The organism is Streptomyces sp. NPDC002324 (assembly GCF_053593335.1).
Genome location: NZ_JBSFCF010000038.1, coordinates 18745 through 30986 on the forward strand (window position 1 = coordinate 18745; position 12242 = coordinate 30986).

12 protein-coding genes and 3 pseudogenes are annotated in these 12242 nt (G+C 69.2%); 7 read left to right on the forward strand and 8 right to left on the reverse strand.

Annotation, left to right across the window (positions count from 1 at the left end; translation table 11 throughout):
- Nucleotides 1–43: 43 nt before the first annotated feature.
- Both ACWCRJ_RS35200 and ACWCRJ_RS35205 read right to left on the reverse strand, forming a co-directional pair.
- Nucleotides 44–142, reverse strand: a pseudogene (locus tag ACWCRJ_RS35200) (IS5 family transposase); the annotation flags it as partial.
- A 296-nt stretch (nt 143–438) separates the two neighbouring features.
- Nucleotides 439–876: a glutaredoxin domain-containing protein gene (locus ACWCRJ_RS35205; RefSeq protein ID WP_450943089.1), complete on the reverse strand. Its 438-nt coding sequence runs from the start codon at nt 874–876 to the stop codon at nt 439–441.
- Between the two features lie 109 nt (nt 877–985).
- Between ACWCRJ_RS35205 and ACWCRJ_RS35210 the strand changes: the two are divergent.
- Nucleotides 986–1797 (forward strand): annotated as a pseudogene (locus ACWCRJ_RS35210) (transposase).
- Nucleotides 1798–1858: 61 nt separating this feature from the next.
- On the opposite strand, the gene ACWCRJ_RS35215 reads toward ACWCRJ_RS35210, so the two are convergent.
- Complete coding sequence (locus ACWCRJ_RS35215) at nt 1859–2473, reverse strand: TetR/AcrR family transcriptional regulator (RefSeq protein WP_450943090.1); 615 nt, start codon at nt 2471–2473, stop codon at nt 1859–1861.
- 122 nt (nt 2474–2595) lie between these two features.
- Between ACWCRJ_RS35215 and ACWCRJ_RS35220 the strand changes: the two genes are divergently transcribed.
- Nucleotides 2596–3507, forward strand: a complete 912-nt coding sequence (locus tag ACWCRJ_RS35220) for an alpha/beta fold hydrolase (protein WP_450943091.1) — start codon at nt 2596–2598, stop codon at nt 3505–3507.
- A 155-nt stretch (nt 3508–3662) separates the two neighbouring features.
- Nucleotides 3663–4022 (forward strand): annotated as a pseudogene (locus ACWCRJ_RS35225) (transposase); the annotation flags it as partial.
- A gap of 1022 nt (nt 4023–5044) precedes the next feature.
- On the opposite strand, the gene ACWCRJ_RS35230 reads toward ACWCRJ_RS35225, so the two are convergent.
- The gene (locus ACWCRJ_RS35230; RefSeq protein ID WP_450943134.1) at nt 5045–5191 is read right to left on the reverse strand and encodes a hypothetical protein; all 147 of its coding nucleotides are present in this window, start codon (nt 5189–5191) and stop codon (nt 5045–5047) included.
- Nucleotides 5192–5389: 198 nt separating this feature from the next.
- Here ACWCRJ_RS35230 and ACWCRJ_RS35235 point away from each other — a divergent pair, with 198 nt between their 5' ends.
- A complete protein-coding gene (locus tag ACWCRJ_RS35235; RefSeq protein ID WP_450943132.1) occupies nt 5390–5920 on the forward strand; it encodes an RICIN domain-containing protein in 531 nt (176 codons plus the stop codon).
- 82 nt (nt 5921–6002) lie between these two features.
- Nucleotides 6003–6785, forward strand: coding sequence for a phosphotransferase enzyme family protein (locus tag ACWCRJ_RS35240; RefSeq protein WP_450943092.1), 783 nt, complete (start codon nt 6003–6005; stop codon nt 6783–6785).
- A gap of 152 nt (nt 6786–6937) precedes the next feature.
- On the opposite strand, the gene ACWCRJ_RS35245 is transcribed toward ACWCRJ_RS35240, so the two are convergent.
- Nucleotides 6938–7405: a hypothetical protein gene (locus ACWCRJ_RS35245; RefSeq protein WP_450943093.1), complete on the reverse strand. Its 468-nt coding sequence runs from the start codon at nt 7403–7405 to the stop codon at nt 6938–6940.
- 344 nt (nt 7406–7749) lie between these two features.
- Between ACWCRJ_RS35245 and ACWCRJ_RS35250 the strand changes: the two genes are divergently transcribed.
- Together ACWCRJ_RS35250 and ACWCRJ_RS35255 are read left to right on the forward strand one after the other, a co-directional pair.
- Nucleotides 7750–8742, forward strand: coding sequence for an aldo/keto reductase (locus ACWCRJ_RS35250; RefSeq protein WP_450943094.1), 993 nt, complete (start codon nt 7750–7752; stop codon nt 8740–8742).
- A gap of 2 nt (nt 8743–8744) precedes the next feature.
- A complete protein-coding gene (locus ACWCRJ_RS35255) occupies nt 8745–9161 on the forward strand; it encodes a hypothetical protein (protein ID WP_450943095.1) in 417 nt (138 codons plus the stop codon).
- Nucleotides 9162–9471: 310 nt separating this feature from the next.
- On the opposite strand, the gene ACWCRJ_RS35260 is transcribed toward ACWCRJ_RS35255, so the two are convergent.
- The 3 genes from ACWCRJ_RS35260 to ACWCRJ_RS35270 all read right to left on the reverse strand — a co-directional run bounded on the left by ACWCRJ_RS35260 (nt 9472) and on the right by ACWCRJ_RS35270 (nt 12135).
- Nucleotides 9472–10740, reverse strand: coding sequence for a diaminobutyrate--2-oxoglutarate transaminase (locus tag ACWCRJ_RS35260; RefSeq protein ID WP_450943096.1), 1269 nt, complete (start codon nt 10738–10740; stop codon nt 9472–9474).
- A 62-nt stretch (nt 10741–10802) separates the two neighbouring features.
- Nucleotides 10803–11822 (reverse strand): TauD/TfdA family dioxygenase, encoded by a 1020-nt coding sequence (locus ACWCRJ_RS35265; protein WP_450943097.1) that lies wholly within the window; start codon nt 11820–11822, stop codon nt 10803–10805.
- A 103-nt stretch (nt 11823–11925) separates the two neighbouring features.
- A complete protein-coding gene (locus ACWCRJ_RS35270; protein WP_450943098.1) occupies nt 11926–12135 on the reverse strand; it encodes an MbtH family protein in 210 nt (69 codons plus the stop codon).
- Nucleotides 12136–12242 lie beyond the last annotated feature (107 nt).

Sequence of the window (12242 nt, forward strand, 5' to 3'; positions counted from 1 at the left end):
CCGTCAGCTTGGCGCCCTTCCAGCGGGCGATCGTGTCCAGCGCCCTGCCGCGGCGCTCGAAGCGCCAGGCGGACAGCACCGGCTCGATCAACTCCCAGCGGGCATCGGTCAGATCACTCGGATACGGGCATCGCGCAGGAATGCTTCCGGCGTATCGCTGCGGACCAGGTGCGCCCAGGCGACATCAGTGACGGCGGAAGCACGCAGAAGAACCGGGCGGTGCGGGATGAGACAGGAACAAGCCTCATCCCGCACCGCCCGTCACACCATGCGATTCACAGGCCCCAATCGCACCCGCTATCCGTTCCGCATCACAATCCCGTACTCCGGGAACCGTCCTAGATACGAGCAGTGCGGATGAAAACGACCTCTGAGCTTGTCTTTCAACCTCTGTCCGCTTGGGTCTACGGACGCATCTCCAAGAGGCGCGGTTTGTGATCACGCGGAAGGGGAGAGCTGCTCGCGCACCCATGTGGGATCGGGGTTGGTGTGTGGCTGGCCCGCCACGACGACAGTCGGCACGGTCTCGTTGCCTTCGTTGGCCGCCCTCACCACTGCGGCTCCTGCAGGGTCGCGCCAGATGTTGACCCAGTGCAACTGGCGGGCGCTGCGGCCAAGCCGGATGCGCAGTCGTATGCAGTACTTGCAGCCCGGCCGCCAGAAGACGACCGGTCGGCCGTCGACCGCGCTACGGCGTTGTGCCTCCAGCGCGCCGATCGACCTTGGGAAGATCAGGGGCGAGTTGACGCCGGCGAGCGCGAGGAACGCCAGCAGGAGTGCCGGGGCTGTGCCGGGGCTCCCCTTGAAGATCTGCACAGTCGCGACGACTGAGCCGCTGAGCACAAGCAGCATCGGCAGGATCCAAGCGCGCATCATGGTGATGCAGGCTATCGATGAGTCGGAATGCTCCTCGAACCAGGCCGCTCACCTGGGGGTTCGCCGGACGCTGAGGCGGCCTTCGTCTGATCATGTGCTCCGACCGAGGATGCACGTGACCACGACGAAGGCCGTGAAGGTGAATCTGCTGCCTGATCATGTTCCGGGGGAAGCGTTCGTGAAAGCGTCACGCTTCCGGGAGGACTTATTCGGCTGTCTGCCCGCTCGCGGGGACGAGCTGTTCGACCTCTTGGACGCGCTGCTGTGTGCGGACGGGCCGGTGAGAGCGCCGGTGGGCCTGACGTTGGTGGCTGAGCACCGGCGCGGGCACGGCGCCGTGTATGACGCCCTGAACAGCGGGAACATCGACGTGCCCCGCCCGCGGCAGGTGCTGGCCGGCCGGCCCATGCCTCAGGTCGCCGACGGCCGCCTGGTCCTCGCGGTCAACGTCAGCAACTGGCTCCGCCCCGACCCTCCCACCAGCGCGGATCGCCTGTTCTGCCACGTCCACGGCCGTAGCGGACGCTCCTCGGACCCGGAGACCGCTGGACGTGGCTCGTGATCGCTGCCCACACCCAGCTCCGGCTCACCCGCGAAGCCGCGGCGGATCTCCGCCGCCCCTGGGAGAGGCCGGCCGAGCCCGCACGGCTCACCCCGGCCCGCGTCCGCCGAGGGTTTCGCAACCTCCGCCCGCACCTCGCCTGCCCGGCCCGTGCACCGAAACCCTCAACACCCGGCCCAGGAAGGCCGCTTGGCTCCAAGAACCGCCGCCCCACGACCCGCTATGACGTCAGGAAAGCGGCCGGGCGACCCGAGAGCGTCATCGAGCGCGACAGCCTCGGGGGGTCGGGGGGCCGGGGGGCCGGGGGGCCGGGGGGCCGGGGGAATCTCACCCCCGGGCTCCCTCAGAACGGAGCGTGACAGTCTCCCGTCACTCCACTCTTCTCATCGAGGAACCTCGTGCGTCTGACGGGGTTCGCGGTCAGGGGCGCAGGCGGGCGGCCAGGCCCTCGAAGTAACCGCGGTGCACGGCCGTGAGGTCCACCTCCTTGGGGTCCAGCAGCCACAGGAGGTGAACGCCTTCGAGGAAGGCGGCGACCTCGACAGCAAGGAGGGACGGGTTCGGGCCGGGGCGGGCGGTGCCGTCGGCCGCGGCGCGGGTGAACAGGGCCGTCAGGTGGGCACGCAGGGCTCGGCCGCGGTCGCGGAACCAGGTGTGGAGGGCCGCGCCGGGTTCCAGGTTCTCCGCCGTCAGGGTGGTGTGCAGGGCGGTCAGTTCGCGTTCGGCGACGGCCGTGTGCTCTGCGTCCCGCACGAACCAGTCGAAGGCCTCGTCGAGCGTTGGTTTCGAGGCCGCAGTCGCCGACAGGCGGGCCAGGGCGCGGCGGTCGGCCTCCTCCAGAACCGCCCGGACCAAGCCGTCCTTGCTGCCGAAGTGGTGGATGAGGGCGGAAGGGGTCACGCCGGCCCGTTCCGCGATCGCGGCGACCCCGGTCCCTCGTACGCCCTGTTGCGAGAAGAGCGTGATCGCGGCGTCCACCATCGCGCGACGGCGTTCCACGCCCCGCTGCTGCACCTGTCCCTTGACTCCGGCCATGCGATCAGGGTGCCGGGTGCGGCGGCAGGGCGTCCACCTCGAAAACCCCGTGCGTGATCTCTGTCGAGCCATTATCTTGAACGACCATGCAGGAAAATGAACTGACGCAGGAAGACGAACCCATGAACGACGGCCTTCACGACGGCCGTGAGCGGATGGTCCCCACCGACGGCATCGAGCTGTGGGCGGAGGAGTTCGGCGCGCCCGAGCATCCGGTTGTGCTGCTCGTGATGGGCGCGCAGGCGCAGGGAGTCCAGTGGAACGACGGGATCGTGCGGCGGCTGGTCGAGGGTGGGCGTCGGGTGATCCGGTTCGACCATCGCGATGTGGGGCGGTCCTCGGTCGTCGACTTCGCCGTCCGGCCGTACACCGTCGCCGACATGGCCTCCGACGCGCTCGCCGTGCTGGACGCGTTCGGGGTGGAGCGGGCGCATCTGGTCGGGGCGTCGCTGGGCGGGATCATCGCGCAGCGGATCGCCGTCACCGATCCGCAGCGGGTGCTGACGCTGACGAGTCTGTCGTCGCAGCCGCTCGGTACGGACACGGCGGGGGCGGTGCGCCGGGCGATGGCGGAGGAACCCCCTGCGCCCGGTCAACTGCCGCCACCCAGAATGGAGTTGCTGACCGCGCTCGCCGCCGCCCTCCCCGATCCGGAAGGGGGCCTGGAGGGCCACCTGGCCCTCCGGCTCCCGCTGTGGCGGGTGCTGCACGGCTCGGTGCTGCCGTTCGACGAGGAGGAGTACCGGCGCATGGAGCGGCGGGTGTACGAGCGGGCGCGTGATCTGACGGCCGGTTTCCACCACACGCTCGCCGGAGCGGCCGGCGGGGACGACACGGCGGGCCTGGCCTCCGTCACCGCGCCGACGCTGGTGCTGCACGGTACGGAGGACCCGATGTTCCCGCCCGCCCACGGGGAGGCCACCGCCGCCGCGATACCCGGAGCACGGCTCGTCCTGGTCGAGGGGCTGGCGCACACCCTGCCCACGGTTCTGGACGCCCGTCCGGCCGGGGAGATCCTGCGCCACACCACCTGACGGACACCAGCACCAGCATGGGCACCTCACCGGTCCGGCGCGACCCCGCGCGGGCGTCACGCCGGACCGGGGTGCGGTCAGCGCAGGAACACGCCGAGCATCGCGTCGGTCGCCGGGGGCCGAACGCGAGCGCCGACGTGGTGGTCAGGCCGGTGGCGGTGCCGGGCCGCTGGGAGGCCGACCTCATCATCGACACCGGCCGGTCCGCGATCGGCACCCTCGTGGAACGTACGACCCGCTTCACCCCTTCTGCACCTGCCGCGGATGGACGGCTACGGTGTCGAGCCACGAGACAGGAACGGCCCGGCCCTGGCCAGCCCAGGCACCGAGGCCGTAACGACGCGATCACCGGCACGATCACTACGCTGCCCGAGCGACCGCGCAGCTCGCTGACCTGGGGCCGCGGCAAGGAGCTGACCCAGCACGCCCAACTGAGCGTCGACACCGGGCTGCAAGTCCACTTCGCCGACCTGCGCAGCCCCTGGCGACTGAGCACCCGCTGTGGCCCAGGAGGCCGGTGTTGCAAGACCAGTCGACTCCAGGCCGACTGCCCGCATCCGAAAGGTGAACAAGTCCCGGTTACGCCCGGTCCGTCGGCCGTTCTGACGACGAGAGCCGATCCCAACCTTTTCGTCCTGGCATCCCTTGTTGGACATCTGGCCTGTGTGACAGGGTGGTTCATACTTAAACAGTGAGTAAACGGCCTATCGGCTCACACGGGTCGTGGCGTTGCCCGCTCCCCCACAAGACGGTCGCGCGGCATCGCCCGGGCGGTCACCAACTCAACACCCCTCTCCGCACGGCCACACCAGGTCCGCGCTGGACCTCTGCCCGCATCGGCCCGGGACGAGACTGCCCAGAGCGCCCTGGGAGAAGGAAAGTCCCTGTGTCATTCGCTCACCCGATTCCCACACGTCCGGCTCCCGACCCCGAGACCGCTCCGGGGATCTCCGACGACACTCTCGTCGCCGCGCTGAGGATGTCCCGGACCATCGAGGGCACGACGCCAGTCGCGGCGTTGATCGCGCGACACGGGCCATCGGTCTCCGACTATGCGGAGATCTGCGCCTCCGGTTCACCCTCCCTCGCGCGAGCGCTCACCACAGCGGCGTTCCGCCGTGTGGTGCAGGACCTCCAAAGAGCCGGGTCCACCGATGCCCTGCGCCCTCGCCTGCTCGTCGCCGTGCGAGACATCGCGCGTGCGCGCTCACAGGCCGGCGCCGCTTCGGGGCTGTCGTACGACCAGGCCGGGGCGGCCGGCGGCGACAGGCCCCCGCCGCACCCGGTCGGGAATCGGCACCTGAGCCACGTGGCTTTTCTGCGACTCCCGAGGACCACGCAGTACATTCTGTGGCATATGGAAGTGGAAGCCGAATCGTCGGCCGTTCTCGCAGCCCTGCTCGGTATCGCGGGGAACATACCGCCCTCCGAGTTGGACCGGGCGAGGGAACAGTGGCGATCGGCGCTCCTGCGCACGCATGTCGAGAATGCGACCGGGAGAGAGTGCCGGGACTACAGCCGCCTCCTCGACGCACCCTCACGCGGTGCCGGTTCCACGCTGCCCGAGGTGCAACTGCATCAGGATCAGTGCTCCTACTGCCAAGACACCGCCGAACAGCTCAGGCTCTGCGCCACGAAACCGGGCGTACTGCTGGCGGAAGCGCTGCTCGGCGAGAGTGCTCACCCCTACCTGGCCGCATGCCGGGCACGCCCTGCCCGGACAGCGTCCGTTGCCACGGCCGCCGAGGGAGCCGACACTCATCCCTCCGACACCCCGCAGACGCCGGTGGGTAAGGGAAGGCCTGGCGCCACCCGCAAGAGCGTGAGGATCTTCGTCGCCGGGATCGCCGCCAGTTCGGCCGCTGTCGTGGCAGCACTTGTCGTGACCGGCACCTCGTCCGACACCACCGCACCGGCTCCGGCGACACAGGCGCCCCCTCCGTCACCTTCCTCCCCCACAACCGCGACCGCTCTCCCTGACGCCCCGGAAAGCGGCCGACTGCGCAATGCGGCCGCGGACCTGTGCATGGACGTCCGGGGCACGCAGCCCGAGCGTGGCGCGGAGGCCACCCTGTCCGCCTGCTCAGCCGCCAGCACGCAGCAGTGGGCCCACCTTGAAGACGGGCTCCTGCGCAACCTCGCCGAACCGGATCTGTGCCTGGACGCCGGCGGGGACGACGAAGTGCTGGATCTGGAGTTCTGCGACTCCTCGGGCGACGTCTCGTTCGGCCTCCGCTTCGAGTTGGGCCCCAACGGGGAGCTCCTCGCACGCGACGAGAGAAGCCTCGTGATCGCCCCCGCCTCGCCCGAGGCCGGCACCGTTCTGGTACCAAGTCCCCGCAACGGAGAGGCGGAACAGAGATGGCTGGTCGAGCCGGTCCCGGGAACATCCACACCCCAGTCCGGGACCTGAGCTTGTCCTTCAACCTCTGCACCTCCTTGGTGCTCGCCTTTAACGGGGTGATCACGGCGACCTGATCAGACACACTGGTTCGGTGCAGAATGATGAAGAACAGCCGTTGTCCGGTGGCAACGTCAGCGATGGTGTCGTTCGGGTCGGAGACACTGTCCGTCGTCCGGCCGGACCGTGGACTCCCGCAGTGCACGCCTTGCTCACCCACCTGAACGAGGTGGGATTCCGTGCGGCGCCTCGTCCTTTGGGCATCGACGACCAGGGGCGCGAGATCCTGACCTTCATGCCGGGGCATGTGGTCTGGCCCGACCGGTTCTCTCTGCTGGAACCCGCTCGGCAACTGGGTCGTGTCGCACGACTGATCCGGGACTTCCACGATGCAGTGCAGGACTTCACGCCACCACCCGACGCGCACTGGCAGATGTTGATCCCCGCCGAAGGCGGCGACATCATCGCCCATCACGATCTTGCCCCATGGAACCTTGTGGTCGCAGACGAGTCCCGTTGGGCCTTCATCGACTGGGACACCGCCGGCCCCGGTTCACGCCTGTGGGACGTCGCGTATGCCATGCACGGTTTCATCCCGCTGTCCGCGCATCCGGACTGGCAACGCGGCGACGCGGGAGACCGACTGCGAGTCTTCGCCGACGCCTACGGCCTCGATGAAGCCGAACGCCGTCGGCTGGTCCCACTGCTGGGGCGCCGTACGCGTTCCATGCACGACTTCCTGCGCGAACAGGCCGCCCTGCGTGTCCAGCCCTGGGCAACTCTGTGGACCGCGGGTCACGGCGACGCCTGGCGAAGCGACGCCGAATACATCGAACAGCGCGAAGACCAGTGGATGCACGCCTTGCTCGCCAGCTGAGGCACTTCCGCCCGCTCCTCGCTCCCAAGGAGTGCTCCGCGGGAGGAACCCAGGCAAGGCTCCGTCGTTCCAGTAGTGCGTCCGGTGTCATGCGGGGACGAGTAGTTCATGCCGCTGATGGTTGAGTGCCCGGGATGATTTCCGGGGCCGGGTCAGCCCAGCTTCTCGTGGGCCGCGTTGAGGAAGGTGTTCATGGGTCCGCGTAGGTGGTTCCACGCGGCTTCGGACTCACCGAGGTCCTTCCACAGGACGTGATGCACGGCGCTCGCGTAGTCCCAGGCGGGTTGGTAGAGCTTCGGGCCGACAAGGACGAGGATCATCCGCTCGCAGATCCAGAGGCGTTCGATGAGTGCCCGCTCGGCGGCGAGCCACTCGGGTGTGCGGCCAGAGGACCAGTCCGGTGCCTCGTAGCGTTCTTCGGCGAGGCGTATGCCTTGCTGCGTGAGCTGGATGAACTCCCTTATCACGTCGAGCCGTTCGGCTCGGCGGGCCTCGGCCAGTTGCGCGGCCTGGCGCTTGTCCTCGGTGCGGGCGGCCTGGCGTGCGGTGGTGAGCTGGGCCAGGTAGGACATGCCTCCGCCGAGCACGACACCGATCAACGACGCCCAGAGTTGATTCACCCGTTCACGTTAGCCTCAGGGCGGGTGTCGTTCTCGCCGATGCAGCGTGTGCCGTGCGCAGTGAGCCGATGTGTCGTAGGGAGAGACGATCGCCCGGGCCGAGGGCGGCAGCCCGCGTCCGCCTGTCGCTGCCGTACCGCCCAGGTTGCACGCCCGAGCGACCTGCGCAGTCAGAGACGGGACCTACAGAGTCAAGCTCAGAGTCCCCACCGAACCCGGAGCGGCCCATACCGCCGGTGACCGGCATCAGCGGCTTATTGCTTGGCAAGGATGTGGCATTGATGTGCGGGATCCGAACGTATGCGCTTGCCTAGAGTGCACTCCACGCGACTAGCGTGCAGTGCATGAAGTACACGCAGCTCGGACGCACGGGACTCAAGGTCAGCCGACTTGTCCTCGGCACCATGAACTTCGGTCCGCAGACCAATGAGGCCGACAGCCACGCGATCATGGACGCGGCACTGGACGCCGGCATCAACTTCTTCGACACGGCGGACGTGTACGGCTGGGGCGAGAACAAGGGCCGTACCGAAAGCATCATCGGCAACTGGTTCGCCAAGGGTGGGCAGAGGCGCGACAAAGTCGTTCTTGCCACCAAGGTGTACGGCAACATGGGCACGGACGACGCAGCGTGGCCCAACCACGAGAAGCTGTCGGCGGTGAACATCCGGCGCGCCGTGGACGCGTCGCTCAAGCGGCTCCAGACCGACCACATCGACGTCTACCAGTTCCACCACATCGACCGGGACACCCCGTTCGAGGAGATCTGGCAGGCCGTCGACGTGTTGATCCAGCAGGGAAAGATTCTCTACGTCGGGTCCTCCAACTTCCCGGGTTACAAGATCGCCCAGGCGAACGAGATCGCCGCCCGTCGCGGCGGCACCATCGGCCTCGTGAGCGAGCAGTGCCTCTACAACCTCTACGAGCGCCGCGCCGAGATGGAGGTGATTCCGGCCGCGCAGGAGTACGGCCTCGGTGTCATCCCGTGGTCGCCGCTACACGGCGGTGCGCTCGGCGGCGTGTTGAAGAAGCAGGTCGAGGGCGGTCGGCGCAGCGAGGGGCGAGCCGCGGGCGCCATGTCCGGCCCTGAGGTACATGCGAAGATCCAGGCGTACGAGGACCTGCTCGACAAGCACGGTCTGGAGCCCGGTGAGGCCGCCCTGGCCTGGCTGCTCACCCGTCCCGGCGTGACCGGCCCGATCGTTGGCCCGCGCACGGCGGAGCAGCTCGAATCCGCCCTGCGCGCCGTCGAGTTGCAGCTGAGCGAGGAGTTGTTGGCCGGGCTGGACGAGATCTTCCCGGGGCCGGGACCGTCTCCAGAGGCCTTCGCCTGGTAGCGGTGGCAGCCGCTTCGTTCGCAACCGCTTCGCTCGCAGCCGCTTCGTTCGCAGTCGCCGCCACCGTCGCCGGGACAGGTGCGGCGCTCGGCCTGCGGCGCGGCTGCATTCATGATGACCTTGCCCAGCAGGAGTTACTGCCCTGCGAGCAGGTCGTCGATGTCGGCTGTACCCCTGCACACATCGAGCGGGCCGCACGGGTGCACGGCATCACCCTGCTCGGCCCGGCGGTACCCGACAACAGCCGCCAGGCCCTGCTGCCCACCCGCGAACTCCTCGAGATCCAGACGCACGACAGACCTGACCAGATGACCGAAGAGTGGCAGTACCGCTACGCGATCCGGGTCGGCATCGAAGCCACCCTCTCTCAGAACGTCCGCGCCCACGGGTCTGCGCCGCTTCTCGCTACTGCGGCCTGAAGAATTTCGCGTCCAGCACGTGCTCGCCACGCCGGCCTGCAACCCTGCAACATCGCCCGCGTCGCGGACCGGCTCGACATCGAACCCAGAACGCGACGCCGGGCCACCCGCTTCCGCACCCTGTGCTCAGCCGCATGGCCACGCCCGGCATCGCCAACAGAGGGATGGCATTGGGCCCTTGTCAACTCGCCACTGAAGAATATTGACGGTCGGACTCGATGGCTCGATGACTCGAAGGCTGAACGCATCCCTGGCCCTGGCGATTTGGCCGTAGTCGCGCGACTTGTCCCGTCCACAGGGAGTCGGATGACTACGCCGTGGCGAATACCTGGACGGTGTCACCCAAGGTGTCCGCCACTTCCTTCCAGTCGGTGAGTGAGATCGTGAGGGGTGGCAGGAGCTTCAGCACATGCCCCGACCCCGAGGTCTCGGCGACGATGCCGGCGCGGAACAACGCCTCCCGTATCCGCTCAGCCGTCTCGGGGGCGGGGAATCTCAGTCCGCTCATCGCTCCCTTGCCGACGACTTGGACGGCTCCCGCAGGGAGGGTGTCGGTGATGCTCGTCAGGCTGGTGCGGATGGCGGTGGCCAGGTCGGCGGCGTGATCGGTGAAGTGCGGGTCGGTCCAGTGGTCCAGGGCCGCGGAGCCCGCCACGAAGGCGAGGTTGTGGCCGCGGAAGGTGCCGTTGTGCTCGCCGGGTGCCCATCGGTCGATCTCACGCCGGATCAGCAGGGCCGCCATCGGTAGCCCCATTCCACTGAGGGACTTGGACAGGCAGACGAGGTCGGGGCGTAGTTCGGGTGTGTCCTCGAAGCTGAAGAAGGTACCGGTGCGTCCGCAGCCCGCCTGGATGTCGTCCACGATGACCAACGTGCCGGTGGTGTCGGCGAGTTCACGGATCCGGGCAAGCCACGCGCGGGGAGCGGTGTGCAGTCCGCCCTCGCCCTGGACCGTCTCCAGCAGGACCGCGGCGGGCGGGGGCGTCGCCGCGTCGGGGCCGAGGGCTTGCTCCAGGGCGGCGAACGGATCGGGCTCGGCCGCGTCGCCGTACGGGAGGATCGTGACGTCGGTCAGGGGCACCCCCGCTCCCCCGCGCAGCAGCGGGGAGGTCGTGGCCGCGAGGGCGCCGAGGGACGCTCCGTGGAAGCCGCCGGTGAAGGCGATCACCTCGGTGCGGCCGGTGACCTTGCGGGCCAGCTTGAGCGCGGCCTCGACGGCGAGTGTGCCGGCCGGGCCGGGGAACTGGACGACGTGTTCGCCGAGGCCGCGCGGCTGAAGGACGAGGCTGGTGAACCGCTCCAGGAAGTCGGCCTTCGCCGCGGTGTGCAGGTCCAGCGACTGCACCGGTCCGCCGGCCGTGAGGTAGGAGATCACCCGTTCGACGATGGCGGGCGGGTTGTGGCCGTAGTTGAGCGATCCGGCCCCGCACAGCAGGTCCACGTAGCGGCGGCCGGAGGTGTCCCACAGGTGGTGCCCGGCGGCGCGTTCGAACACGACCGGAAAGTCGCGGCAGTAGCTGCGTACGTTCGACTCGTGACGTTCGAACACAGCAAGGGGTGTCCGGTCGGTCTCGGTCATCTCAGCACGTACCTTTCTGGATTCTCGAACTCATCGATCTCGTGACCCATGTGCGGACGAAGTCACTTGACGAGGACCGTTCCGTCGCCGGGGCGGTGGTCGCGGGAGCGGCGGAGGTCGCTGAATGCGAACGTCCGCTGGAGCCAGCGGTCACGGCCGTCGTAGCGCGGGGTGAACGCCGAACGGCCGTGCAGGGTGACCCGGTTGTCGACGACGGCGAGGTCGCCGGGGCGCAGGCGCACCGCGGTGTACGTCCGGTGGGCCACCTCGGCCAGTTCGGCGAGGGCCGCTCGGGCCTCGGGGGTCACGCCCCGGGTGGCCGCCTCGTCGAAGCACCAGTCGGGGTCGTCCGAGTCGCCGGTGAGGACGGCGTGCGCGGTGCCCTCGCCGGCCGGGCCGAAGGACGGCGGGGCCTCGGTGACGAATCGGGGTGCGCTGAGCACCGCCCGGGTGTCGGGCGTCAGCAGCGGCAGGACGCGGCGTACGCAGCTGGTGCGCAGTTCGGCGACGCCCTCGTGGTCGGCCCGCAGGCACAGCAGCATGACGTAGTCGGGGCGGTGGGGGTGGAAGGCGTTCTCGGTGTGGAAGGTGAGTTCGACCGAGCCGACGTTGCCCTGGACCTTTTCCTGACCGGGCACCGGGACCACGTCCTGGACCAGGGCGCCGGACTTCTCCGCCGCGAACGCGGCCGGGTCGCCGAGCCCGGCCGCGAACAGCAGCAGTGTCGCCGCCGCCAGTGAGGGGGTGTGCTGGACGGAGCCCTTCACCATGGGGGTGGAGGGCAGGTCGGCGGCGCCGATCGACAGCCGCCGCAGGACGAGGGCGCCGTCGGGGCCGGAGTTCCTGCGGAACTCCCGCACCGGACGCCGTACTTCGGCCGGGGCGTCCTCCCAGGCGCGACGGGCACGGCCCACCCAGGCCGGGTCGTCGACCCGGTCCCCCGCCTCGTCCAGCAGACCGCTCGTCACCTGGGCCAGTGCGGCGAGGTCAAAGGCGCCGAGGCGCACCGTTCCGCCGCCGGTGGCGGGGCGGGTCGTCCGCGCCGGGTCCGCGGGTGCCGTCGTCGATTCGACGCTGATCACGTCGTGTTCACTTCCGTTCCGTACATCGCGTGGATGAGGCCGTCGCGTGGATGAGGCCGTCGCGTGGATTCGGCCGTCGCGTGGATTCGGCCGGGGGCGGCGGTCAGGCGCCCATGGCGTCGACGAGGCTCTGGGGGCGCAGGTCGGTCCATTCGCGCTCGACGTACTCCAGGCAGGCGGTGCGGCTGTCCGGGCCGAAGACGGTGGTCCAGCCGGCGGGGACGTCGGTGAAGTCGGGCCACAGGGAGTGCTGGTTCTCGTCGTTGGCCAGGACCCGGTAGGTGCCGTCGGGGTTCTCGAAGGGGTTGGTCATGGCGGGTCGGTGTTCCTTTCGGGAGCCGGGAGGCGCTTTGCCTCCCGGGTGCAGCGGAGTTGGGCCACGGTTCCCGCCCGAGGGTCCGGGCGGAGTGGTCGGTCGTC

Coding starts and splice junctions, on each gene's coding strand:
- ACWCRJ_RS35260 (WP_450943096.1), bottom strand. CDS start 10,740: ATGACCGAGACCGACCGGACACCCCTTGCTGTGTTCGAACGTCACGAG.
- ACWCRJ_RS35220 (WP_450943091.1), top strand. CDS start 2,596: ATGAACGACGGCCTTCACGACGGCCGTGAGCGGATGGTCCCCACCGAC.
- ACWCRJ_RS35215 (WP_450943090.1), bottom strand. CDS start 2,473: ATGGCCGGAGTCAAGGGACAGGTGCAGCAGCGGGGCGTGGAACGCCGT.
- ACWCRJ_RS35250 (WP_450943094.1), top strand. CDS start 7,750: ATGAAGTACACGCAGCTCGGACGCACGGGACTCAAGGTCAGCCGACTT.
- ACWCRJ_RS35205 (WP_450943089.1), bottom strand. CDS start 876: ATGATGCGCGCTTGGATCCTGCCGATGCTGCTTGTGCTCAGCGGCTCA.
- ACWCRJ_RS35270 (WP_450943098.1), bottom strand. CDS start 12,135: ATGACCAACCCCTTCGAGAACCCCGACGGCACCTACCGGGTCCTGGCC.